This window comes from Verruconatronum alginivorum, assembly GCF_056590205.1.
In genome coordinates this window covers 4,663,399-4,686,347 of record NZ_JBWPVQ010000001.1, presented here as the reverse complement: position 1 = coordinate 4,686,347, position 22,949 = coordinate 4,663,399, and the positions used below count along the sequence as shown (strand labels likewise).

Annotated in this window: 23 protein-coding genes; 10 read left to right on the top strand and 13 right to left on the bottom strand. The window is 59.2% G+C overall.

What is annotated here, in order from left to right; genetic code table 11:
* The first annotated feature begins 78 nt into the window (after positions 1–78).
* From ACWUI2_RS17055 to ACWUI2_RS17025, 7 genes are all read left to right on the top strand, one after another.
* The gene (locus ACWUI2_RS17055) at positions 79–954 is read left to right on the top strand and encodes a DUF6597 domain-containing transcriptional factor (protein WP_486984057.1); all 876 of its coding nucleotides are present in this window, start codon (positions 79–81) and stop codon (positions 952–954) included.
* 25 nt (positions 955–979) lie between these two features.
* Positions 980–1,342 carry a DUF1428 domain-containing protein gene (locus ACWUI2_RS17050; RefSeq protein WP_486984056.1) on the top strand — a complete coding sequence of 121 codons (363 nt, stop codon included), beginning with the start codon at positions 980–982 and terminating at the stop codon, positions 1,340–1,342.
* A gap of 98 nt (positions 1,343–1,440) precedes the next feature.
* Positions 1,441–1,896, top strand: coding sequence for a VOC family protein (locus ACWUI2_RS17045; protein WP_486984055.1), 456 nt, complete (start codon positions 1,441–1,443; stop codon positions 1,894–1,896).
* 19 nt (positions 1,897–1,915) lie between these two features.
* Positions 1,916–2,329 carry a VOC family protein gene (locus tag ACWUI2_RS17040; protein WP_486984054.1) on the top strand — a complete coding sequence of 138 codons (414 nt, stop codon included), beginning with the start codon at positions 1,916–1,918 and terminating at the stop codon, positions 2,327–2,329.
* A 13-nt stretch (positions 2,330–2,342) separates the two neighbouring features.
* Positions 2,343–2,852, top strand: a complete 510-nt coding sequence (locus ACWUI2_RS17035) for an immunoglobulin-like domain-containing protein (RefSeq protein ID WP_486984053.1) — start codon at positions 2,343–2,345, stop codon at positions 2,850–2,852.
* Positions 2,853–3,324: 472 nt separating this feature from the next.
* On the top strand, positions 3,325–5,502 hold the full coding sequence (locus ACWUI2_RS17030; RefSeq protein WP_486984052.1) for a Na+/H+ antiporter NhaC family protein: 2,178 nt from the start codon (positions 3,325–3,327) through the stop codon (positions 5,500–5,502).
* Between the two features lie 22 nt (positions 5,503–5,524).
* Positions 5,525–6,961: a phytoene desaturase family protein gene (locus ACWUI2_RS17025; protein WP_486984051.1), complete on the top strand. Its 1,437-nt coding sequence runs from the start codon at positions 5,525–5,527 to the stop codon at positions 6,959–6,961.
* A gap of 24 nt (positions 6,962–6,985) precedes the next feature.
* Here the strand turns inward: ACWUI2_RS17025 and ACWUI2_RS17020 are convergent, their stop codons facing one another.
* From ACWUI2_RS17020 to ACWUI2_RS17000, 5 genes are all read right to left on the bottom strand, one after another.
* Positions 6,986–7,426, bottom strand: a complete 441-nt coding sequence (locus ACWUI2_RS17020) for a formylglycine-generating enzyme family protein (RefSeq protein ID WP_486985075.1) — start codon at positions 7,424–7,426, stop codon at positions 6,986–6,988.
* 116 nt (positions 7,427–7,542) lie between these two features.
* Entirely contained in the window at positions 7,543–9,207 is a 1,665-nt protein-coding gene (locus tag ACWUI2_RS17015; protein ID WP_486984050.1) for a hypothetical protein, read from the bottom strand.
* On the bottom strand, positions 9,204–9,932 hold the full coding sequence (locus ACWUI2_RS17010; RefSeq protein ID WP_486984049.1) for a hypothetical protein: 729 nt from the start codon (positions 9,930–9,932) through the stop codon (positions 9,204–9,206). Before ACWUI2_RS17010 ends, ACWUI2_RS17015 begins: the two co-directional genes overlap by 4 nt.
* 73 nt (positions 9,933–10,005) lie before the next feature.
* Entirely contained in the window at positions 10,006–12,297 is a 2,292-nt protein-coding gene (locus ACWUI2_RS17005) for a hypothetical protein (protein WP_486984048.1), read from the bottom strand.
* A gap of 157 nt (positions 12,298–12,454) precedes the next feature.
* A complete protein-coding gene (locus ACWUI2_RS17000) occupies positions 12,455–13,045 on the bottom strand; it encodes a MarC family protein (RefSeq protein ID WP_486984047.1) in 591 nt (196 codons plus the stop codon).
* Positions 13,046–13,305: 260 nt separating this feature from the next.
* Between ACWUI2_RS17000 and ACWUI2_RS16995 the strand changes: the two genes are divergently transcribed.
* A complete protein-coding gene (locus tag ACWUI2_RS16995) occupies positions 13,306–14,622 on the top strand; it encodes a ferredoxin reductase family protein (RefSeq protein ID WP_486984046.1) in 1,317 nt (438 codons plus the stop codon).
* Between the two features lie 307 nt (positions 14,623–14,929).
* Here ACWUI2_RS16995 and tcmP read toward each other — a convergent pair whose 3' ends face one another.
* Genes tcmP through ACWUI2_RS16975 form a run of 4 tightly spaced genes read right to left on the bottom strand, consistent with a single transcriptional unit; the run spans position 14,930 to position 18,118 of the window.
* Positions 14,930–16,114: a three-Cys-motif partner protein TcmP gene (gene tcmP, locus ACWUI2_RS16990; protein WP_486984045.1), complete on the bottom strand. Its 1,185-nt coding sequence runs from the start codon at positions 16,112–16,114 to the stop codon at positions 14,930–14,932.
* A gap of 21 nt (positions 16,115–16,135) precedes the next feature.
* The gene (locus tag ACWUI2_RS16985) at positions 16,136–16,915 is read right to left on the bottom strand and encodes a DUF5131 family protein (protein ID WP_486984044.1); all 780 of its coding nucleotides are present in this window, start codon (positions 16,913–16,915) and stop codon (positions 16,136–16,138) included.
* 36 nt (positions 16,916–16,951) lie between these two features.
* Positions 16,952–17,401, bottom strand: coding sequence for a hypothetical protein (locus tag ACWUI2_RS16980; protein ID WP_486984043.1), 450 nt, complete (start codon positions 17,399–17,401; stop codon positions 16,952–16,954).
* Positions 17,402–17,410: 9 nt separating this feature from the next.
* The gene (locus ACWUI2_RS16975) at positions 17,411–18,118 is read right to left on the bottom strand and encodes a zinc metallopeptidase (protein ID WP_486984042.1); all 708 of its coding nucleotides are present in this window, start codon (positions 18,116–18,118) and stop codon (positions 17,411–17,413) included.
* A 185-nt stretch (positions 18,119–18,303) separates the two neighbouring features.
* Here ACWUI2_RS16975 and ACWUI2_RS16970 point away from each other — a divergent pair, with 185 nt between their 5' ends.
* Both ACWUI2_RS16970 and ACWUI2_RS16965 read left to right on the top strand, forming a co-directional pair.
* Positions 18,304–18,684, top strand: a complete 381-nt coding sequence (locus ACWUI2_RS16970; protein WP_486984041.1) for a VOC family protein — start codon at positions 18,304–18,306, stop codon at positions 18,682–18,684.
* 51 nt (positions 18,685–18,735) lie between these two features.
* Positions 18,736–19,581: an MBL fold metallo-hydrolase gene (locus tag ACWUI2_RS16965; protein ID WP_486984040.1), complete on the top strand. Its 846-nt coding sequence runs from the start codon at positions 18,736–18,738 to the stop codon at positions 19,579–19,581.
* A gap of 83 nt (positions 19,582–19,664) precedes the next feature.
* On the opposite strand, the gene ACWUI2_RS16960 is transcribed toward ACWUI2_RS16965, so the two are convergent.
* The 4 genes from ACWUI2_RS16960 to rplQ form a co-directional block, all read right to left on the bottom strand.
* A complete protein-coding gene (locus ACWUI2_RS16960) occupies positions 19,665–20,387 on the bottom strand; it encodes a LolA family protein (protein ID WP_486984039.1) in 723 nt (240 codons plus the stop codon).
* Between the two features lie 25 nt (positions 20,388–20,412).
* A complete protein-coding gene (guaA, locus tag ACWUI2_RS16955) occupies positions 20,413–21,951 on the bottom strand; it encodes a glutamine-hydrolyzing GMP synthase (protein ID WP_486984038.1) in 1,539 nt (512 codons plus the stop codon).
* A gap of 27 nt (positions 21,952–21,978) precedes the next feature.
* On the bottom strand, positions 21,979–22,212 hold the full coding sequence (locus ACWUI2_RS16950; RefSeq protein WP_486984037.1) for a hydrogenase nickel incorporation protein HypA: 234 nt from the start codon (positions 22,210–22,212) through the stop codon (positions 21,979–21,981).
* Between the two features lie 142 nt (positions 22,213–22,354).
* The gene (rplQ, locus tag ACWUI2_RS16945; protein WP_486984036.1) at positions 22,355–22,948 is read right to left on the bottom strand and encodes a 50S ribosomal protein L17; all 594 of its coding nucleotides are present in this window, start codon (positions 22,946–22,948) and stop codon (positions 22,355–22,357) included.
* Between the last annotated feature and the right edge of the window lies 1 nt (position 22,949).

Below are 22,949 nucleotides of genomic sequence, written 5' to 3'. Positions count from 1 at the left end.
TTACATACCAGTCAGTATGCAACAGAGAAAATACCCCGGCCAACTCGACGAATTCCGCCTTCGGTTGAAGATTCGAATATGACTGCGAAGCGACATCCCAGACACCGCCCAATTCAGCCTTGGGTGCGGGCATCGGTCTCGGAAACAGCCGGGCCGACCGGTTTGCACTACCGCGAGTTCGCCCCGCCGCCGGGCCTGGACAATATACTTGTGGGAGTTTGGACGCTGACCGGCCAAGGGTCCGCCGATGCGCCGCTCACATATCATGTGGTTCCCGACGGTTGCTCGGATTTGATCTTCGACCGGATGGCGGGGGAAGGTTTCGTTTTCGGAACGCTCGCGGCCGCTCGAACCGTTCGCAAGACCGGACCACTTTCCATCGTGGGAGTTCGACTTCAACCCCACCTTCTTCCCGGCTTCACCAAAATCCCCGCCTCGATCTTGAGGAACTTGGAGGCCTCGTTTCACGACGCGTCCATCGGCGAAATGAATGCCATATTCGAGCGTCACGCAAGCGATCGAAATGGCGCCACCGGGATCGAGGAAGCGGAGGCGCTCTCGCGCGCCATCGCCGCAAAATACCGGGCGAAGCGGGTCAACTTCCGCGCCCAATGGTTGACCGCCGCCCTACTCGATGGCGGCGGATCGGTCGACCGCGCCGCGCACACGACCGGTTTTTCCACCCGCCAACTCCAACGCATAGCAAAGACGGACCTCGGGCATCCGCCCAAACTGCTCGGTCGAATCCTCCGACTGCAACGAGCGTTCCACCCCTTGCTGCGCGGCGACGAAAGCCACGCGATCATCGCGGTCGACAACGGCTACGCCGACCAAGCCCACATGATCCGCGAATTCACCGCCCTCACGGGATACCCGCCCGGATTTTGGCGGGATCGAAGAATGTCCGATTTCTTCAATCCGAAAGAGCCCGGACCGAATAAACTCCCCGCATGAAAACAACCGAACAATGGATCCTACCATGAGCAAATACATCGACGGATTCGTCCTTCCGATCCGGAAGGAAAAAATCGAAGCTTACCGTTCGCTGGCCGAAACGGCGGCGAAGGTCTGGAAAGAACACGGGGCTCTCGACTACATCGAGAGCGCGGGCGACGACCTCGACATTCCGGACGTCCGTTCGTTTCGGGAAATGGCCGGCGCCGACGAGTCCGAGACCGTCGTCTTCGCCTGGATCGTGTATAAATCCCGCGAACATCGCGACGAGGTGAACGCGAAAGTGATGGCCGACCCCCGCATAAAGGACTCCTGCGAGAACGGAAACCTGCCGTTCGATCCCAAGCGCATGGCTTACGGCGGATTCAAAAGCATCGTGGAAATTTAGAATCTGAAAATCCAATTCGATGACCGCGACTCCCAAACGATAAGCGATGAACATCGACGCATCGACGTCCCGAAGAATCAACCAAACCCTATGAGAGAATGAACCAAGTAAATCCAATACCGAACGGCTACCACACCGTAAATCCCTACCTGACCGTCAAAGACGCGCCAGGCCTGATCGAATTCTTGAAGCAGGTCTTCGATGCCGAGCTCCTCGGACGCCATGATCGGCCCGACGGGGGGATCATGCATGCGGAGGTTCGCATCGGCGACTCGATGCTGATGATCAGTGAAGCGTGCGAACAGATGGGAGCCATGACGTCACATTTGTATTTGTATGTGCCGGACACCGACGGCGCTTACGAAAAAGCGATCAAGGCGGGCTCCGAATCGATCATGAAACCGGAAAACCAGTTTTGGGGCGACCGGATGGGCGGCGTCAAAGACCCGTGGGGAAACCTTTTCTGGATCGGAACGCACGTCGAGGACGTATCCCCTGAAGAAATACAACGACGGGCCGAAGCGTTCGCCGCCGAGATGAAACGCGAACAATGATCACCCGTCTCGCATCGTCATGAAAACATCATTCGTCCAACCCTATCTCTTCTTCGGCGGCCGTTGCGAAGAAGCGCTCGCGTTTTACCGGAACACAATCGGCGCGGAGGTCAAAGAGCTGATGCGCTTCAAGGAAAGCCCCGAACCACCTCCCCCCGGGGAAGTCGGACCCGACTGGCAGGAGAAGATCATGCACGTGACGTTTCGAATCGGGGAATCGGAGTTGATGGGGTCCGATGGTTGCGAGAAAGGCGACGGATTCGCCGGCTTCGCCCTGTCGATCTCCTTGGCGGACGCGGAGGAGGCCGAGCGAACGTTCAATGCGTTGGCCGAAGGAGGGGAGATCACAATGCCGTTGGGCAAAACCTTCTTCGCCGCCCGCTTCGGGATGGTAACCGACCGCTTCGGCATCTGCTGGATGGTCACGGCTTAACGGAATCCGAACCATGACGCTCAAAACCTCTCTTCATCATTATCTCCGACCACTCGCGGCCGTGTCCGGTTGCCTCCTCCTCGTCGCCTGCGCGACCGTGGAACGAAACACCGGAAAGGAGTCCTCCCCGCCCGGATCCGCGGAAGGAATCGTCCAGGCGGAAGATGGACGAACCGTCGCCGAGTTTTCCGCCTCCCCGGAAACGATCAGCGCCGACGAAGGGATACTTCTTCAAGTAATCAACCGGGGCGAAGTGCCGTTGAGCTACGGGCGCCCGATCAAAGTCGAGCGGTGGGACGGAGCGGAATGGCACGAAACCGAAGAATCGCGCGACGCCGCCTGGACCATGGAGTTACTCTTTGTCGCCCCCGGTGAAAAGGGCGTGGAACAACGCTGGCCGTTCCTTCCCGACCACACACCCACTCCCGGTTGGTATCGCTTCACCAAAGAAGTCCAACCGGAAACCGATCGCCCGGCCCCGGAGCGCCTGACGCTACAGACCCGCGCTCGGGTTCTGGAGTGACCCGGCCCCCGGCGGTCAGAATCGTTCTTCAATGACCTGCGAAAGCCCGGCATCCTCCGCTTTCGGGAAGCGTTCGCCATTCCGGTAGACGTGGCGATAGCGACGGGAAAAATAGCCGGGGGAAAGGCCGACGGCACCGGTGCCGTGACGATCGGCGTCCGTCCTGCCTCGCCCTGGACTAATACAGGGATACGATCTCCTCCGATCGAGAAATATCGCTTCAGCTCGGACAACCAGCCACTTGGCCTTTGAGATCCTCGCCGCCCGGGCTCTATCCCGCGGACAATCCCTGACGCGATCGGGTCAGGGATTGTCCGAAGCGCATTGCTTTCAAAGGTGTCATATTCGCGGAGAATGTGACGGATCATGCCCATGGATCCGCTTTCGGTCGGAAGTTCGAAGGGAATTTGCGGTTGTTCTCGTCGCAATGCTTTGTTTGGCTTGGGGATACCGTTTTTTAATTTTCCCACCTATGTCCGACTCCAAACCGAACGATCCCCCGCCTTCCAAGACCGCCGACGCTTCATCGAACCCGGCCCAACCCCGGAAGGAGGGTCGACGTTGGTCGAAATTCGGCTTCATCGCGGGCGTGTTGATCGCCATCGGGCTCGCGTCGTTTTTCGGATGGATCCGGCCCGCCGCCGGAATCGCGCTGGACGATCCCCTCGACGGAGAACCGGCCCGCGAGACGTGGAAAAGCGCGGTTTCCCCGGAGACCGGCGAACTTCTCCTCCTCCATCGCGCAATCGATCTTTCCTTGCCGGGGCGTTTCGAGGTCACGGCCCGGATCGCCCCGGGGTCGGGCGAAAGCGGAACGGGAGGAATCGCCTTTCACGGCCAACCGGGGGGCGAGGTTTCGTTCGAGGGTCTTTCCTTTTTCACCGCGACGATTCAAGCCGGGGATCCGGCTCTCGTCCAGTTTCGTCGGCATGAGGAGGGCCGTGTCGTTCGGGTCGTCAGCGAACATCCCCTTCCGTTTTCCGTCGCCCCCGGAGAGTTTTACCGCCTTTCGGTTCGCTCCCCTTCGACCGGGGCGTTCCAAATCTCGGTGAAACCGGCCGACCCGGAGGGCGACGAGGTCCGGCCGTTCCGCATGGAGATTTCGGATACGTCCTTACAGAACGGCTCGGCCGGGATTTACGCCGCCGGAGAGGAGGTCGGGTTCCAAGGTTTCGAATACCGGCTCGGCGAACATTACGGATATTGGTCACTGTTGCCGCCGCTGATCGCCATCGTCCTGGCGTTTTGGCTACGGGAGGTGATCGCCGCGCTGATCATCGGAATTCTCGCCGGAGGATTGATCGCCGGACAAATCAACATCGTCCAAGCCTACCTGCTGCCGTCGATCGGGACCCGGAGTTACGCCGTGATCCTGCTGGTTTACCTCTGGGCCTTGGGAGGTTTGATCGGGATTTGGACCCGCACCGCCGGGGCGACCCATTTCGCCAATTGGGCCGCCCAACGGATGGTGGTCGGTCCCCGGAGCGCGAAGTTTTTCACCTGGATCATGGGACTCATTTTCCATCAAGGCGGCACCATCAGCACGGTCTTGACCGGGGCCACGGTCCGCTCGATCGGCGACCGCAACAAGGTCTCCCACGAGGAGCTTTCCTACGTCGTCGACTCCACCGCCTCCCCGGCCGCCGCCCTGATCCCGTTCAACATCTGGCCGTTCTACATTGCCGGAACGGTCGCCGGGAGCATTCCCCTTTTCACCAGCAACCTCGCCTCGGAATCGGCGAGGCAGGCCGAGGAATTGGCCATGGCCGTCAACTTCTTCTTCAGCGCCATCCCGTTCAACTTCTACGCGATCATCGCCGTCCTCATGACCCTCCTGTTCGCTTGGGAGAAACTGCCGTGGGTCGGCGGTCGGATGCGTGCGGCGATGCACCGGGCCCGCTCGACCGGTCAACTCGACCGGCCCGGCGCCATTCCGATGACGTCGAACGAACTGACGAAAATCCAAGTGCCGCCGGATTACCGGCCCGGATTGGTCGATTTCTTCGGTCCCATCGGCACTCTGCTGGGGGTGGCGGTCATCCCCTACGTGATCATGGTCCCGATTTTGGGCGACCGGTCGTTCAGTATGATGGTTCCCGAGGCGTTCGTGCTGGCGGTGCTGGCGGGATTCGCCATCGCGATGGTCAAGGGGATGCCGCTGCGGACCGCGATGGACGGCTTCATTTCCGGGTGCAAGGGCGTAACCATCGGAGCGTTGATCCTCGCGTTGGCGGTCACGTTGAAAACCGTGGCGGAGTCGGTCGGCACCGCCGAGTTCATTACCGGAGCCTTCGCCGACGTCATTCCCGCCGCCATCCTCCCGGCCTTGTTCATGCTCCTTTGCATGGTGATCGCCTTCTCGACCGGCACCTCTTTCGGCACCTATGCGATCGTCTTTCCAATCGCCATGCCGCTCGCCTGGGTAGTCGGAGGAGAGAGCGTCTTTTTCCTCACCGTCTGTTTCGCCTCGGTGGTCGGGGGAAGTCTCTTCGGAGACCAATGCTCCCCAATCTCCGACACCACCATCCTTTCCTCCCTGGGGACGGGTTGCGATTTGATGGACCACGTCCTGACCCAGTTGCCCCTCGCCCTTTTTGCGGCGATTGTATCGATGGCGCTCTACACGGTGATGGTGTTGTTCGTCTTGTAACGAGTTTACAACTACTCGCACGATGGGGGATTTCGAATACGATGCGGTGGTCGTCGGCTCCGGCCCGAACGGGTTGGCGGCCGCGACCGTCCTGCGCCGGGCCGGGCTCACCGTCAAACTGATCGAGGGAAAGGAAACCGTCGGCGGCGGAATGCGGACCTTGGAACTGACCGAGCCCGGCTTCCGCCACGACGTCTGTTCTGCGATCCATCCGCTGGCCGCTGATTCCCCTTTCTTCCGACAACTTCCCCTTGCCGATTTCGGACTCGAATGGATCGACCCCCCATTCGCCCTCGCCCACCCGTTCGACGACGGTTCGGCGGCGGTCTTGGAGCGATCCGTCGAGGCGACCGCCGGACGACTCGGACCCGACGAGGCCGCCTACCGGAAATTGTTCGGTTTCCTCGCTGGAAACTGGGACAAACTCGAAGGAAACATCCTCGCCCCGATCGGCCTCACCGCCCATCCCTATCTGATGGCCCGATTCGGCCTGAACGCGCTTCAATCGGCCCAGCGTTTCGCCACCCGCCACTTCCGCACCCGCGACGCCCGGGGGATTTTCGCCGGTTCGGCCGCCCACTCGCTGCTGCCGCTCACCGCGTCGGCGAGCGCCGCGATCGGACTGGTTCTCACCACCCTCGCCCATGCCAAAGGTTGGCCGATGCCCCGAGGCGGTTCCCAATCGATCGCCGACGCCATGGCCGCCTACCTCCAATCGATCGGCGGCGAAATCGAGACCGGACGCCCGGTCCGCTCGCTGAAGGAACTGCCCTCCGCCCGCGTCGTTTTACTGGACATCACTCCAAAGCAACTGCTTGAGATCGGGGGCAACCAACTCTCCTCCCGGTATCGCAAGCAATTGCAACGCTTCCGCTACGGAGCCGGCGTCTTCAAGGTCGACTGGGCGCTGCACGAGCCGCCGCCGTTCCGTTCCCCCGAGTGCCGCCGGGCCGGGACCGTTCATCTCGGCGGTTCGCTCGAGGAAATAGCCGCCGCCGAAGCGACGATGAGCCGCGGCGAACACGCCCGACGTCCGTTCGTGCTATTCGCCCAACAAAGCGTCTTCGACTCCACCCGGGCTCCCGCCCACCGTCACACCGCCTGGGCCTATTGCCATGTTCCGAACGATTCCGTGGTCGACATGACCGAAGCGATCGAAACGCAAGTGGAACGTTTCGCCCCAGGTTTCCGCGACACCATCATTGCCCGCCACACCATGCACGCCCGTCAGATGGAGGCTTACAATCCGAACTATGTCGGCGGCGACATCAACGGCGGCGCCACATCCCTCGACCAACTGCTCACCCGCCCGGCCGTTCGCCTTTCCCCCTACACCACTTCCTTGCGCAACGTCTATCTTTGCTCCTCCTCCACCCCGCCCGGGGGCGGCGTCCACGGCATGTGCGGCTTTCACGCCGCCAAACACGCCCTCCGACGCATCTTCAATATCAAACTCTAAACGTCGGGCCTCCCGCCATTCGCCCTATTTCGAAACTTTGGCCGGACGAACGATCCGGAATCCATATTCGTCGTATCCGGCAATGCAGACATCGGCGTATCCCGGTTCAGCCCCCTTTCTGGCATAGGAGTTGGCTTCCTCATGCGAGGAATGCCACGAACCGCCGCGGACCACTCGCATGGTTCCTTCGGCTGGGCCTCGCGGATTGACCTCCCCCGCCTCCGGCCGATGGTCCGTCACAAAAAAGTCGTTACACCACTCCGAAACGTTCCCATAGATATCATGCAATCCGAATGGATTCGGCATCTTGCGGCCCACCGGTCTGGTCCGCTGCCCCGAATTGGTCCGCACCCACGCGAACATCCCGATTCGGCCCGGTTCGTCCCCCCAGAAAAACCGGGTCCGGTTTCCCCGGCTTCCGTGGTGAAGGTCTCGGGTTGGGAGGCCGACCCGACCGACGCGAATTGGGCCAATACGAGAACCGTCGGCGCGATCCCCGCGAGAGCAGATTTGAATAGTTTTTTCATAAAGGTCTGTTTGGTTTGATTCTGGTTAAAAACCGCCGGTGAAGGATTCGGCGGTCAATAGGTCATTGTTTCAAAGAACCGTTTCCGCAGATGCTCCCGGATCGCGTCGCGAATCGTTTCGGCATACTCCACGCTCCGGGGATTCTTCGAGCCGAGCCGGCCCGCTTCCTGAAACCAATGCCGCCAGTGGTGGCCGACGCCCCCGCCGGTCCGGCCGCCGGTGTGTTCCTGATGGGCCCACGTAACGTGATTCATGCGATTCACGATAAAATCGGTTTCCACCGCGAATTCCATTCCGGGGGTGCGAATCAGATCGCGCATCCGGTCTCCCAGTTCCCGGACATGACAAACATACTCGTCCGGACCGCTCTCCCCGTCGCGTTGAATCAGGGCGGCGTAAAGGTCGAACATCGTTCCCGCCTCGGCTTGCATCGCCCGGAGGAATTCGAGCGTATCCTCATCGCCTTCCTGTTCGATCCACTCGCCGATCCGCCGATCCAAATCCAGAATCAAGTCATGGTGCTCCGTCCGACGATTCTGGGTACCGACCACATAATGGAGCGTGACCGAGTCGATCCATTCGTCAAGATAGGCGGTCTCCCGGCGATGGGCTCCCACGGCCAAGAGACTCGCCCGCAACAAATCAGTCCCCCAACAGGCGGTGAACCCGACCCCCGGAGCCGCCCCGGAGCCGGGATAAGGTGGTTCTTTTTTGAGCAATCCTTCGAAATAATCTCCCGACGACGACGCGCGGAGCATCGCCATGAGCGACCGGGGATCTTCGTCGAACAGATAGGCGATCACTCCTTCCTCCCTCAACTGGAACGGGCCCCCGGTTCGCAGGTGGGTCCCGTTCTCCTTGTCGAACCAAAACGGATAAAAGGCTCCCCGCCACGTGCCGAGTTTGTCAGGCGATATCGACAAATCGGATACGATATCCCGATAAACGATCGAGGTCCGCCAGTTGCCCGGAAACGGCCGGTTCCATTCCAACCGAACATCCCTCGTTCCGTTGGCGGTGAGTTCGATATCCACCCGGGTCCAGATGCCTTCTCCGACCGATAACATCACCCGCAACGGCCGGCCCTCCGGCGTAATCTCCCAAGGGACCACCGGCTCCGTCTCTCCGGGCACCCGTGACAGGGTCACCCGTTGTCCGGCCGGTTCCCAGGCGGCGGCGAACATTCCGCTTCCTTCGCCAACCATGCCGGCCACCACCCGTTCCGAAGGAACATGCAGGACTTCCCCTTCTTCCATTCGCCCGGGCTGATAACAAAGATCCTCCAATGAGATGCCGGGAAGCAACCCGAGCCGAATATCCCCCGATATCCGGACCGACGCGATTTCCGGCGACGGGTGGATCTCAATTCCGCCTTCTTCACCGATCACCAAACGCCCGTCCGATTTCGCCTCCGCGACGGCAAAGACCATTTCGACGACCCGCCCTCCGGAGTCCCCGGCGTCGGTTACCCGCGCCGACTCGATGGCCATCTTCTCCGATCCGTAAAAGGAAAAAGCGATCATGTCCGCCACCTCATCGCCTTTTCTTTCCAAAAGTATTGTTTCCGATTCGCCGTCGATTACGACCCGCCAATCCTCCCCGGAAACGATCAAGCGGGATTCCAGGTCCCATCGGTCATCCACCGCCGGACTTCCGGCGAGCACGGCCGCGATCAGGAACGGCCAACAAGTTAAGAGCGTTTTGACGATCGGTTTCATTTCACGGTCTCCCGGGTAACTGGGGTCTCTCCCCGCCAGTCCCCTTCGAAATAAGTTCTGTGGCCCAAGGTCTCCCGAGTGATTTGGCGGATCGTTTCGTAGTCCGCTGCGTCGTTCGGATCATCCATCACCCGGCGACCGGCATGGTTTCGAACCGCTCGGATCACGGCCCGATGTTTCTCCAACACCGCCACCCGTTCCCGGAACAACTTCCGGGTCTCACCGAGGAATTCGACGTAATCGCGGTCGAATCGGTTATAGGCGACGCTCCCCGATACGGCTTCCAGTTTTTCCTGGGAAAGACGGATCCGATCGACTTCGGTCAGCCGGAGGCGCTCCGTATCCGAAAACTTATTCTCGGGAATCAATCCGAGAGCCCGAATCGCTTCGGCCGCCTCCTCGTAATGTCCGATCCGGTGGTCCAATCCTTTCAAAATATTCAGGAGGTCGTCGTGCAAATGAGTGATCAAAGCGGTCCCTCCCGGTCCGGCGACTTGGATTCCGGCAAAGGCGAAATCACGGTTCGGTCGGATCGCCGCATCAGTTTGCAGAAACTTTTCGTACAACGCCAATGGCACCCAATCCTCGCTCACCCGATACGTGGAAACCGCCTCCAGATCCAGAATCGCGTCGGCGCCGTCCGGCCCTCCAATCACCAACACCACGTCCTCCAGCGTTTGCAATCCGACCGGAGCATGCCGGGTCCCACTTTGAAGGTAGACCACTCCCGAACTCCGACCCGATTCTCCGGCCGCGCGGTTCAACCACGCCGGTCCATCCGTGCCAAAGCTTCCGCCGCTATCCAATACCCCGCGAATACCCCCATTCTCCGAGCGCGGCGAAACGCCAACGCGCTCGGGTCGAATCGCTCCATCCGGTCAACGTCGGTTTGCCTTTCGACCCATCCACAGTCACGTTCGCCCACGCGCCGGTGTCGCCGCCATCGAGGACCGCCAGATGAAAACTTTCCCCGTGCGGACGAATCCGCATCCCGGCGATCCCGGAGTCGTCGTCGCCGAGGATCTCGACATTCGGTTCACCGCCTCCCGGCAACACGACCCAAATCGTTCCTCCGGCCGGCTCCCCCGTCAGAGCCAAATAATAGGGGGACTTCGGCAAGGCAACGGAGTCGCCGCCGCCCTTCCACTCCCGTGCGGTTATCACCCAATCGTCGGCCAATCGGTCCGGCACGACCAAATGCTCGACTTCCTTCACCAGCGAAACCGAGGCGACTTTCCCGTCCGTCGCGATCCGCGCGGCGCCCGTGTCCGAAGCGACTTCGATCTCCACCTCGCCGATTCCACCGTCAGGAAAGGCCAGCGTCAGCCCAACCAAGACCTCCCCCGCAATCCCATCGGAGACCTCCACCCGTTGGATCGACGCGGGAGTTCGCTCATGGGCGTCTCGAAACAACAAGGCCGCGTCGCCGTCTCCTCCAGTCCGGCTACCTATCGTCACCCGATTCTCATCTTGAAACACCGTCAAACGAAGCCAACTGTTCTCCGCCCGGACGACCCCACCGGCCTCCGAATCGGCCGTCGCTCCGGTTTCACCCAAGTCGCCCCACCTGCTGACGTTTGGCACGACGCCCGCCCAATCGACCGAGGGATGGACATCCCTCATCACCAACCCGACCCGCCGCGGCTCGTCAAGTCCGGCGTAGAAGAAGTCGTAATGAGTCCACGGATACTCCCGCGAGAGAAGGAAACCGATGCCGGTCCCGTCCGCCGACCAAATGGGCCAACTTTGCACCCCGCCTGTCGCGGCGAGCGTCTGTTTCTTTCCAGTCTTCAGATCCAAAACGCGAATACGGGCGCCGTCTTGATAGGCGACTTTCCCGTTGTCTGGCGAAATCGCAGGAGCGCTCTCCACGCCTCCGCGGGGCTCCACCACCAATTCGGGAATACCGCCGACCCGCTGTATCCGGTAAATCCCGCGGCGTTCTTCCCGCGATGCGATGAAATAAATGTCGTCGTCTCCGCCGTAAACCGGATGTTCGCAACGGGTCCAATCCTCCGGGGTCAGGGGTTGCTCCCGCCCGGATTCGACTTCCAGCTCCCACACCCGGCCTTCCCGGGAAAACAGAATCCATCTTCCGGAACGATCCCATCGTCCCTCCGCCCCGTCCACGAGCCGTCTCGGTTCTCCTCCATCGACGTCGACGACCCAGATCCCCAAGGCGCCTCCGAACATCGAATGATACAGAATCCGGCCGCGGTCCGGCGAAAGTTTCGGGGCTAGGTAGTCGGCTTGGGAAAAAAGAATCTGACGGTCCGCCACGCCTCTCCTTACGTAAGTCCCGGCCATCGGTTTGGAATGAACCAGCCATTCGTCCTCCCGTTCTTCCAATCGGCTGATTTGGAACTGGTTCTCCAAATCCGACGGAGCCAAAACTTCCATGAACACCAGTTCTCCGAAATGCCACGGTTCGTTGAACGAACTCTTCAACAGGGGGGACCAAGTCGCCGCTCCGGGATCGGGCAAGGTCCGGATGTTGCGGGTGACGTTGAATCTCCACCGCTCCTCTTCGGATGGCCATCCGCCGAGCAACTCCAGCGGGATCTTCAACTCGGCGAACCAACTCCCGTCTCCCCGGAACGCGGTCGCCTCCCATTGGTCCGGCGCGACGCTCCGACTCCACTTCGATCCGGTCACATTCACGACAAAGTGGTGGACTACGCCTCCCGGATTGCGCTCGATGAAAATCTCGACGCTATCTTCCTCCCAAAGTCGGCCTCCATCCCCTTCGACCGCCGTGATCCCCGCAAGATTTTCCTCGCGGCATTTCACACCGATCCAGAGACTGTCGAAACTGTAGCCCGCACCGAAAACCGTCTCCCGCGCGGCCGGAGCGTCCCCCCTAAATTGGTAGAACCGACCGGACGCGGGCACCGACCCCCAAGCCGCCGACTCCCCTTCTCCCGCCGCGAGCTCCGGTTCCTGAGCGAGGAGGTAAACTTCATAGACGAGCCCTTCCTTCCCGGAAACGTCGGGCGTCGGTATCCATGCCAACATTACAAAAATCGCCCAGAGAAGAGGCGCCCAGCCTCCCCGAAAGCGATACGATCGGTCGAACAAAACGAATGCCATGAGATGTTTGGGAACTGACCGCAGTCCAACATCGCTCAGAAAATCCGTCAACCAAAAATGTTAAAAAACAAAAAACAAAACACTTCTGCGCCCCCCCCGTCGTTTGACCGTCGGCGAATGTCCGGACCGCCGGACCCCTTGGTCCTTTCGGACGCCTTCAGACCAGGAATCCTTGCACCCCGGTCATGATCATCTGCGCAGCCAGGGCGGCGAGAATTAAGCCGGTCAGTTTGCTGAGAATCGATATTCCCCGGACACCCAGGGTCCGGTGAATCGCGGAGGCCATCAGGAGGAGCGCCCCAATGGAGGCGACCGCCATCAACAACGCGAGACAACCGACCGCCTTGGCCGAAACCGTTTCCAGCTCCGCCCCGAGGACCAGCAACGTGCCCGTCGTCGCCGGACCGACGATGATCGGCATCGCCAACGGAACGACGCTGACGTCGCTCGCCGGAGTCGAAGTCGACGTCTTCGCCGATCCATGGACCAACCCGACGCCCGACAGAAACAGCAGCGCGCCCGCTCCGATCCGGAACGAGTCGAGGGTGATTCCGAAAACCGCGAAGATCTGGTTTCCGGCGAAGAACAACACCAGGCAAATCACCCCGACCGCCGCCGCCGTCGTCAGAGCGGTGTTTCGCCGCCGACCCTCGTCGTAATCTTCGGTCATGCTCAAAAACATGGTCAGCCCGAAGAACGGCGTGAATACGAAGAACAACTTGATCCACAGACTGATAAAAAGAGACATAGGCGCTCGACCCCATAATCGCCCTCCCTCGCGCTTTGTCCATGGCCGAATGCGGAGAAAGTTGCCGGTGATTTGTCGGCGGGGCCTGTCCAATACAAAGTGGCGGGGCCGTCCCGGCTCCGGGTGCAGCACCAGCTTCCTTGGACCAGACACGCATGATTCCGGCGAAGACCGCGTGAACGCGGAACTCCAACTTGCGTCCGGTTTTTCTTTGCCGCCGAAGTCGCGGGCGATTAATCTCAACGACGGATCGAAACTTCATGAGGTACACCATTTTCCAACGTCTCCTTTGGCTTCTCGCCTTCGTCGCCCTCGCAGTTCTCCCGATGGGGATCGCGGTGACCGGTCCGACCCCGGAAGCGCGGGAGTTCTGGATCGAATTCGGCGTCATGCTTGGTTTCCTCGGTTTCTCGATCCTCGCAATCCAATTCATCATCACCGGCCGCTTCCGGTGGTTCGCCGCCGGATTCGGCTTGGACAACATCCTCCAATTCCACCGTCAAACGGGCATCTTCGCCTTTCTGCTGATCCTCGCCCACCCGGCGGTGCTGATCGTGTTCAACCCCGACTTCCTCGCCTATTTCGACCCGACCGTCAACGGCCCCCGGGCTGTCGCCTTGGCGTTCATCACGGTCGCCTCCGCCGTGCTGGTGGCAAGCTCCCTGTGGCGGCTCACCTTCCGCCTCTCCTACGAACGATGGCGGTTGCTGCACGGCATTCTCTCGTTGTTGATCCTTTTCCTCGGACTCGGACACATGTTGATGGTCGACATCTACACGGAACCTTTTTGGAAGAAGGCCGCCTATTCACTCATGGCGATCGGCGCAATTTACCTCTTGATCCATTCGCGCCTGGTGCGCCCGTGGTTGATGAAAAAACGGCCCTACCGAGTGGTCGAAGTCCGACCGGAACGGAACGACTCCTGGACGTTGGCCGTGGAAGCGGACGGACACCCGGGGATGACGCCCCGGGCCGGACAATTCGCTTGGCTCACCGTCGGCGAAACACCTTTTTCCCTCCAACAGCACCCGTTTTCCCTCGCATCCGGCGAAGAGAACCGGCCCCTTGAATTCACCATCAAGGCACTCGGCGATTTCACCGGCGGAGTTAAAAACATTTCGCCCGGAGCCCGGGCCTGGCTGGAGGGACCATACGGCGCCTTCACCCACGAGCCCGCCGACGCCAAAGGAACGGTCTTTATCGCCGCCGGAGTCGGCATCACCCCGATCATGAGCCTGCTCCGCACTTTCCGCGACCGCAGTGAGCGCTTCCCGATGTTTCTCTTCTACGCCAACCGCAACTGGGACGAAGTTATTTTCCGCGAAGAGATCGAGGAAATGCCGGGACTCATTCCCTTGAAAATCATCCACGTTCTCGAAGAGCCGCCGGACGACTGGAAGGGAGAAACCGGCCTCCTCAGCAAAGAGATCTTCGACCGACATTTGCCGCCCGGGTATAAGAATTTCGACTACTTCGTCTGCGGTCCGATCCCGATGATGGACGTGACCGAGTCAGCGCTTAAAGAAAAGGGAATCGGCCGATTCCGGATCTATTCGGAACGTTTCGACATGGTCTGACCCGAACACCACCAACCCACCGATCACATGCTCCACCTCCTCTTCAAACACCTCGCGAATCTCCTTTGCATCGCCTTGGTCATCATCGCCGCCGCAATCGCCCTCTGGCGGGCGGGCTGAGCGAGTCCTATCATCAGTCGCCCCCCACAGGACTCACCCATCGGCCGTTTCGACAGTTGGTGAAGCAGCGAAAAATTGTCCACAATTCCCCGCTCCTCCACGACCCTTCCTTCCCGGATCTTGTATCGGCAGGATACAGCTCCCTTTGAGCGAAGTCGAGACTTCAGCGGCGCTCGCCTTCACAAACTCAGAGGTTCAAGAAACCATCCGATTGTAACTGTCGCAGACGGACTTTGTGGTCGCTCCGAAGGTGCGGGAAGCGCTGCCGCGGGCTGAGGTTAACGTAATCGGAGATTTCCTGAATCCAGTCGCGCAGCATCGAAATATGCACCAGAGGATACTGCATTCCTTCCGAATACACGCGGTCATAGGGCAGCTCGATCTTCCGGCGAATCAGGCGGTGGACGTGGTCTCGCGCCATGGCGCAATAGTGGCGGGAGAGCTCGTCGGTGTAGTTGGTCTCGGGTGTGTCGCTCCCCGTGAAGAGTTCCGCTTGCCCGCTCTTCATCTCGCGGTCGCGACGCTTTGCATCAGCCCGCAATTCCCCGGCGAGACCAAGGGCCTTTTTCTCTACCTCCTTGAACACCTCCAAGCCCTTTACGTTGCGTGTGGCATATACCAGATGAAAGTGGGTACGGTCTCGAGTGGGATGTTGAACGATAGTGATCGGGGCATGTCCGAATCCTCCGACTTCCCGTATGCGTTTCGCATAATAAAAGACGATGGCATCCTCCCGTTCCCTACCTTGGAGGCCGGGAAGTTTCGTTTTGAATTCATCGTTTCCAAACAACCTCCGAAAGCTTTCACCGAGGCCGAGCCGCTCGTCCTCAATAAAGCGGAGAATGAAGCTCGTCATAAAGTTGACTAGGACTTCGCAGGGTCGAATTTGGATAAGCGGTCGAATCAGGTCCATGGAAAACCCTTTCCAGCCACGGGGATCGATAAAGATGAAGGGAAACGACCCTCGACCCAAGCCGCGCAGTATGGTCACCAACTCCGGCACTGCCTGCTCAAAGTCACGGTTTAGGGCTATCACATCAGCGTCGGTCTGCGCCTTGGCGAAGCGTGCCAAGTGATCGAAAGGTCCGGGCTCCTTTTCAAGAAAGATACATTTGATATTGAATTCACGCTTGTGAACTTCCCGGACCACGTCTCGCGCCTGTCGAAGTTGGTCAAGCGCTATGAAAAAGGACGCGTCCGCGTAATCGTCACTTTGGACGTTCCACGGCCCGGAAAATCCATCGACGTAGACAATTGTGTCGACGTGCTTGCCGACGATAATCGCGAAACGCTCGAGATACTTCCGCAGAATCTCATGCTTTATCTGCGACTGTTCCCTTCCGAAGTAGCTGGAATCCGAGGGCTGGGGCATGGAGGATTGGTGCCAGAATCGCTATAACTCTGTCAAAAGCTTTTTCCGCGTGATTCTACTCAAAACAGGGCGCCCAACCCTGTCTGGAAATTCTTCATAGGTTTGCCCATCGAGCGTTCTCCCTGTCTCCGCTTTTCTCACTCCACCCCATTGCTTGAAGAAGAAGGGAACGTTAGAGGTGTGGCATTGCTCGCGGATGGAGCGGACCCAGTCCTCCTTCAGGGGACGCGCGCCGTGTCCGCTTTCTCCGCCAACGATCACCCAGTGAATCCCTTGGAGATCGATTTGCCCAAGGTCCTCAAGAAGAGGCTCAACGGACAAGAAAGCGACCGCCGGACCGGTCTCTCGCAACGTCTGGATGCGTGGGACGCCGTGCGCCCGATTTTCGACGCTAACGCCCCACCAGATATGTTTCGCTTCCGCAGCAGTCCGGAGGCGGGATGTAAGGAAAATCCTCATGCGCTCGGGTCGCTTGGTCAGCACCTGGTAGGTGTGCCAGTTCGCGGCGAGCATCACCCGGCAGACTTTTTCAATATAATCGTCCGGCACCGACTCATGAAAAAGGTCACTCATGGAGTTCACGAAGATCATGCGGGGCGTGCTCCATCGGATCGGATCGCCGAGCTTGTCAGGCACCAGTCGCAGGTCGAAGCCGAACTCGAAGGGATGACCGGGTACCCCCCGAAACCGCTCCGCAAAAGTTTCCGCGTAGCAGTGCTTGCAGCCTGGGCTCACCTTTGTGCATCCGCGAACCGGGTTCCAGGTCGCATCGGTCCATTCGATCTTAGATGTAGCACTCATTTCGTAAAATATGAATGGATGTTCACTGTTTGTCGATCAGGAACGCCGAGATGCCTCGTTCTCGAAATGATCCAAAAGGTGTTCCAGATGCCAACTCTGTAATTGGTCCATCGTGAAGCAATTCTCGGCTTCGGGCGTTTCTTTCCAAACGACGCGCTCGTTGAGCTGGAAGTCGGGAAAATAGGATTGCCGTTCTAAAATCTCAGGTTCATCACGCTCACCAAAAGAGCGCAATCTACCGACCCTGTAGAAAATTGCCTCCAAGTAAGCGTCTGACGTGGAATTGATCGCAAGTCCCAGCATTCGAAGATTTAAGCGGGTGAGGAAGGGGCCTTTAACTTCAAAAGTGCCATCCCTCGGATTCTCGAACTTACAAGCGAGATCGGGCATGTCGCGAGAGAGCGTCTGTACCTTTACTGTCAAACCGCTTTGCAGATCTCTGAATGCCTCTTTAACCGCCGGGTTCCGGAAAGCCGAGGCGATCAAAGCGGACGGCTAATTTCGCCGAAGCATGATCAACATGATCAGGTTCAACAGCGATCCGACGAATGCGGCGACGTAAGTCAGGCCGGCGGCGTTCAAGGTCTCGACCACCCCGGGCTCTTCGTCACGCTCGATGATGCCGAGACCGGCCAACTCCACCCGGGCCCGACGGCTCGCGTCAAATTCCACCGGCAGCGTGATCAAGTGAAACAGGGTCAGGATGAAATAGAGGATGATTCCGACGTCGATCAGCCACCGAAACTGGATGAAAAAAATCCCGCCCATGATCACGAAAGGCAGCAATTGGGAACTGATGGTGGTCGCCGGGACCAACGCCATCCGGGCTTTCAGCGCCCTGTAACCGACTTTGTGCTGGATCGCGTGGCCGGCTTCGTGGGCGGCAACGCCGAGGGCGGCCAGACTGGTGCCTTGGTAATTCTCCTGGCTCAGGGCGAGCCGACGGTTGATCGGATCGTAATGATCGGTCAAGTGACCGCGGATCGGCACGATTTCGACATTGTTGATCCCCGCCCGGCGCATGATCGCCTCGGCGGCTTCGCGTCCGGTGATCCGTCCGCGCGACCCAATCCGGGCGTTCTTGTTGTACGCGGAAGTGACCCGCTGCTGGGCATACAATCCGAAGACCAAGGCGATCCCGAACATCAGGAGCCCGAGAGGCGTGGGAATGATCAGGAAGCTGAACAAAGGTGTCGTAATCATAGTTATCCGTTAATGTAGAAAATAGTATAGGCGGGAAGGTCAACCTTCATCAACTCGAGCGAACTCGAAATCCGCCATCTTCCCGCCCGACAGACATTTCCAACGTGTGATTGTTCCATGGTTGTTCCGCCTGTCCCGTTTTTTGGATTTGTCACTCTCGCGCCCCCGGGTTATTCTTACCCGGTATGATTAAATTCCTCCACACCCGTTTTCGAGTCGCCGATCTCGAGCGTTCCATCCGGTTTTATTCCAAACTCGGTTACAAGCTCACTCGCCGCACCGACAAGTCGCCGGCCGGCAACCAGCTCGCATTCCTGGAACTGCCCGACAATCCGCACTTCCTCGAGCTCGCCTATTCCCCCGATTACGAACTCAACGTGCCGGAAGATCTGATGCACACCGCCCTCGGGGTCGAGAACCTGATCTCCTATTGCGACCGCCTCGAACAGGAAGGAATCGAGATCTGGCCATCCGGTTGGCGGGAGAAATTCCAGACCGGCGGCAGCAAAATGGCGTTCGTCACCGACCCCGACGGTTACGAAGTGGAGCTTTTGGAACGGCAGTAGGCCAAACACGGTCGCAACCACCCGCATTTTCGGCACCGCCCAACGGAACGTATGAAAGAATTCCCACTCCCCGAGATCCCGCTGGAAGACGACTTCAACGACGTCATCGCCAAGGCCCAGCGGGGGCTCGGCATCGGCAATCGCCAATTGTGCGAACAAGCGGGGATTTCCGAAACACAACTCGGGCGGATCAAGAAAGGCGTTTTCGAAGAAGGGGCGGTTCGCAAAGCCGCCGAAGCGCTCGACCTCGGAGCAGACGCCTTGGTCGCCCTCGGGCGGGGCGTCTGGTATCCGAAGATCCCCGAACCGGTCACCGGCTTAGCCATGGTCAACAGCCGCTTCGGCGACATGGCGGTCAACGCCTATCTTGCGTGGAGCCTGTCAAGCCGGGAGGCCTTCGTCTTCGACACCGGGGCCGACGCCTCCTCCCTCCTCCAAATCATCGACCGGGAGGGACTTAAAGTGAAGGGCATCCTTCTCACCCATTCCCATCCCGACCATATCGCGGACCTCCAGCGCCTTCGGCAAGCCACCTCCGCCCCGGTTTTCATCCACCAATCCGAAGCGATCGACGGGGTCGAAACGTTCGGCGAAGGGGAGCGGTTTTCCGCCGCGGAACTGTCGATCACCACCCTCGCGACCACCGGTCACGCCCGAGGCGGCACCACCTACCTGATCGCGGGACTCGATGTCCCGGTGGCGGTGACCGGCGACGCCATCTTCGCCGCCTCGATCGGCGGCGGCCTTGTCTCCTACCCGGAAGCCCTCGCCACCAACCGTGGGAAGATTTTCCCCCTCCCCGACCACACCATTCTCTGCCCCGGCCATGGCCCGGTCACGACCATCGCCCAGGAAAAGCAACACAACCCCTTTTTCCCCGAATTCCAAACCGACTGACCAAAACGACGGTGGCTGACGCGCGCCGCTCCTTTTCCAAACAGACGCAAACGCTTCGTGCTTTTCGGGGAGACGATCAAATCTCACCGGCCAAAACCGGGGACTTCAAACAACGAATCATCGAAACGTTCGTTCAGGCGAATCTCGGAGAAAAAGACTTGGTTGAGCGTCTTCCCATTACTTTGCATCTCCAACGATTCCGGGAAAAGGATTCCTTCCACCCGGATCTCACCTTGTTCGCGGATCTCCATCCCTTCATGCGTCCGGGTCAACATCAGCCGACCAGTCTCCACATCGAAAAAGCGGGTAAATGCGATATTGCGCGGATAACGGAAAACCAATTTCACCGTCTCGCGACCATCCACCTCCACAACTCCTTCATTCTCGATGGAACCCCGGCGACGTTCGATTCCACGGAAGAAATTCAGATTCTCCGCGGTGTTGGCCTGGAGTTCCCGAATGGCCTGAGCGCTCAAAAAATTGACGTTCGAGCGGGACGGATTGTTCACATCATACACTTTTCGCCAGCCATCGAAGTCATTCAGCGCGGTCACTTCGCCGATTTCGCCCCGGACGATCTCGACCCGCTGTTGCGCCGGTTTCTGAAAAAAGATCCGAATTTTCCCCAGATCCCCTTCGGCGGTCACAAACTCGCCTTCGTAATAAATGGAGGTGAGATCGCCCAATGCGGCGTCGCCCCCCAAATATTCACGCGCTTTCGCGACGATCTCCTCGGTCGAGGGTCCGCCCCACAGAATGGGAGCGGCGGTAATCAAAAACGCAACGCAGGCCGGCAATAGTCTCATAACGGATAACGATCAGGGGAATGGTTTATTCCCATTCGATTGTGCTGGGTGGTTTGGAACTGATATCGAGGACGACCCGGTTCACCCCGGCCACCTCGTTGATGATGCGGGTGGAGACTCTTTGAAGCAATTCGTGAGGCAAATGGACCCAATCGGCTGTCATCGCATCGAGACTCTCGACCACCCGGAGGGCGATCACATTGTCATAGGTGCGCTGGTCGCCCATCACCCCGACCGTGCGAACCGGAAGGAAGACGGCGAATGATTGCCAGACCTTGTAGTAATAGTCGGCGGCCACCATTTCCTCCTGGAAGATCGCATCGGCGTGACGGAGAATCGCTAGATTCCTCCGGTTGATATCGCCGAGAATCCGCACGGCCAAACCGGGTCCAGGAAACGGCTGACGCCAGAGAACTTCGCGGGGAAGCCCCAGCTCCGCTCCCAAGGTTCGGACCTCGTCCTTGAATAGTTCGCGCAGCGGCTCGAGGATCTTCATCTTCATCCGCTTCGGCAACCCCCCCACATTGTGATGACTCTTGATCACGGCGGCGGGATTCCCTTCGATCGACACACTCTCGATCACATCGGGGTATAGCGTCCCTTGGGCCAGAAAGTCGGCCTTGCCATGCTTTTTAATGAAGTCTTCGAACACTTGGATGAAGGTGTAACCAATGATCTTGCGCTTCCTTTCCGGGTCGGTCACCCCTTTCAATTTGCCCAGGAAAAGTCGTCCGGCATTGACGACACGGAGATTCATCTTGAAGTTCCGCTTGAAAAGGTTCACCACCGCTTCGCGCTCATGGAGGCGGAGCAGACCGTTGTCGACGAAGACGCAGACCAGTTGGTCGCCGATCGCCTTCTGAATGAGGGCGGCGGCCACCGAGGAATCGACCCCACCGCTCAGTCCGAGGACGACCCGGGAATCGCCGACTTCGGCGCGGATCTTCTCGATCGCCTGGTCGAGGTAATTGGCCATCGACCAATCCCCTTCGCAGCCGCAAATGGTCTTGATGAAATTTTCCAGGACCAGGATTCCCTGTTCGCTGTGGGAAACCTCGGGGTGAAACTGAAGGCCGAAAATCCTCCGCTCAGGATCCTCGATGGCGGCGAAATCGGAATTCTTGGTCGCGGCGGTCGGCACGAAACCTTTCGGCAATTGAATCACCTTGTCGCCATGGGAGTTCCAAACCCGCAAGGTTTTCGGAAGGCCGCCCAACAAACTCCCTCCCTTTCCGATTTCCAATAAACTATGACCGTATTCGCGATGGCTGCTCTTCTCCACCTTGCCGCCGAGCAAATGGGCGATCACTTGCAAACCGTAGCAAATCCCCAGCACCGGCACCCCGAGCTTGAAAATCCGCTTGTCCGGCACCGGCGAGTTTTTCCCCAAAACGGAAGCCGGCCCACCGGACAGGATAATGCCCGTGACACCCGCTTTTTTCAGGGTGGAGGCGGGAGTCGAATACGGGAAGATCTGGGAATACACATTGCATTCGCGGATTCGGCGGGCGATGACCTGCGTATATTGGGACCCGAAATCAAGGACGGCGATGGTCTGGTGCATAAATAAGGAACTGTCGGCTAATGAAGCTTAGAATTTGAGACGGCTGTTCTCGAAGCGGCAACGTGGACAGGGCAAAACTTCGACCCCTTGGCGACCGGTGTAGATCTTGTCGCACTTGATGCAATGGAAAATCACCTTTTTCCGCTCCGATTCGTAGATGTTTTTATCCCGGAAGTCGTAAAACAACCAGAGCCCTAAAAGAAGGGCTACGGCACTGAAGATATAAATCAACGCGCCCAGGGTTAGATCGACGACAAACATTACAAATGAAGAAGCGCGTCTCTTCTGGTCCAAAGACGACGCGCTTCAAAAACTATCCGCATCGAGGTGCAGATGTTCGGGAGACTTTCACGGCGAAATCCGGCTCCTTTCCTTGGACCGATTCCACCCTTCATGCCTCCGGTTATTTCTCCTCGGACTTCTTTTCCGCTTCGGCGCCCGACGCTTCCTCGGTCTTCGCAGCCTCCTCGGATTTGGAGGATTCTTCGGCGGAAGCTTCGGCCTGCTTTTCCTCGGCCTCGGCGGTCACTTCCGGTTTTTCCTCGTCTTCGGCCTTGGCACCCTCGGCGGCAGCCTCTTTAGCAGCGGCTTCGCTCTTTTTGCCCTTGGCACGACGCTTGTTCCGGTAGCCCGGATCGTCCGCCGGGACGAATTCGATGATCGCCATCTCGGCGGCGTCCCCCCGGCGTTGCGGGCCGAGCTTGTAAATCCGGGTGTAGCCGCCGTTACGGTTGGTGAACTCACCGGCCCGCTCGTCGAACAATTGCTTCACCGCGGCGGCGTCCCGGATCCGGGACATCGCCAAACGGCGGTTCGCGATGCTGCCGTCCTTGGCAAGAGTGACCAGACGCTCGGCGAAAGGACGTAGCGCACGGGCCTTCTTCAGAGTCGTTTGGATCCGACCTTCGCGGATCAAAGCGGCGGACAAATTCGCCATCAGAGCGAGACGATGCTCCTTCTTGACGCCTAATTGATTGTTGTGTTTGTGGTGGCGCATG

Excerpts from the sequence above, each read along its gene's own strand:
- ACWUI2_RS17055 (WP_486984057.1), top strand. The coding sequence starts at position 79 with ATGACTGCGAAGCGACATCCCAGACACCGCCCAATTCAGCCTTGGGTG.
- ACWUI2_RS17050 (WP_486984056.1), top strand. The coding sequence starts at position 980 with ATGAGCAAATACATCGACGGATTCGTCCTTCCGATCCGGAAGGAAAAA.
- ACWUI2_RS17045 (WP_486984055.1), top strand. The coding sequence starts at position 1,441 with ATGAACCAAGTAAATCCAATACCGAACGGCTACCACACCGTAAATCCC.
- ACWUI2_RS17040 (WP_486984054.1), top strand. The coding sequence starts at position 1,916 with ATGAAAACATCATTCGTCCAACCCTATCTCTTCTTCGGCGGCCGTTGC.
- ACWUI2_RS17035 (WP_486984053.1), top strand. The coding sequence starts at position 2,343 with ATGACGCTCAAAACCTCTCTTCATCATTATCTCCGACCACTCGCGGCC.
- ACWUI2_RS17030 (WP_486984052.1), top strand. The coding sequence starts at position 3,325 with ATGTCCGACTCCAAACCGAACGATCCCCCGCCTTCCAAGACCGCCGAC.
- ACWUI2_RS17025 (WP_486984051.1), top strand. The coding sequence starts at position 5,525 with ATGGGGGATTTCGAATACGATGCGGTGGTCGTCGGCTCCGGCCCGAAC.
- ACWUI2_RS17015 (WP_486984050.1), bottom strand. The coding sequence starts at position 9,207 with ATGAAACCGATCGTCAAAACGCTCTTAACTTGTTGGCCGTTCCTGATC.
- ACWUI2_RS17005 (WP_486984048.1), bottom strand. The coding sequence starts at position 12,297 with ATGGCATTCGTTTTGTTCGACCGATCGTATCGCTTTCGGGGAGGCTGG.
- ACWUI2_RS17000 (WP_486984047.1), bottom strand. The coding sequence starts at position 13,045 with ATGTCTCTTTTTATCAGTCTGTGGATCAAGTTGTTCTTCGTATTCACG.
- ACWUI2_RS16995 (WP_486984046.1), top strand. The coding sequence starts at position 13,306 with ATGAGGTACACCATTTTCCAACGTCTCCTTTGGCTTCTCGCCTTCGTC.
- tcmP (WP_486984045.1), bottom strand. The coding sequence starts at position 16,114 with ATGCCCCAGCCCTCGGATTCCAGCTACTTCGGAAGGGAACAGTCGCAG.
- ACWUI2_RS16985 (WP_486984044.1), bottom strand. The coding sequence starts at position 16,915 with ATGAGTGCTACATCTAAGATCGAATGGACCGATGCGACCTGGAACCCG.
- ACWUI2_RS16975 (WP_486984042.1), bottom strand. The coding sequence starts at position 18,118 with ATGATTACGACACCTTTGTTCAGCTTCCTGATCATTCCCACGCCTCTC.
- ACWUI2_RS16970 (WP_486984041.1), top strand. The coding sequence starts at position 18,304 with ATGATTAAATTCCTCCACACCCGTTTTCGAGTCGCCGATCTCGAGCGT.
- ACWUI2_RS16965 (WP_486984040.1), top strand. The coding sequence starts at position 18,736 with ATGAAAGAATTCCCACTCCCCGAGATCCCGCTGGAAGACGACTTCAAC.
- ACWUI2_RS16960 (WP_486984039.1), bottom strand. The coding sequence starts at position 20,387 with ATGAGACTATTGCCGGCCTGCGTTGCGTTTTTGATTACCGCCGCTCCC.
- guaA (WP_486984038.1), bottom strand. The coding sequence starts at position 21,951 with ATGCACCAGACCATCGCCGTCCTTGATTTCGGGTCCCAATATACGCAG.
- ACWUI2_RS16950 (WP_486984037.1), bottom strand. The coding sequence starts at position 22,212 with ATGTTTGTCGTCGATCTAACCCTGGGCGCGTTGATTTATATCTTCAGT.
- rplQ (WP_486984036.1), bottom strand. The coding sequence starts at position 22,948 with ATGCGCCACCACAAACACAACAATCAATTAGGCGTCAAGAAGGAGCAT.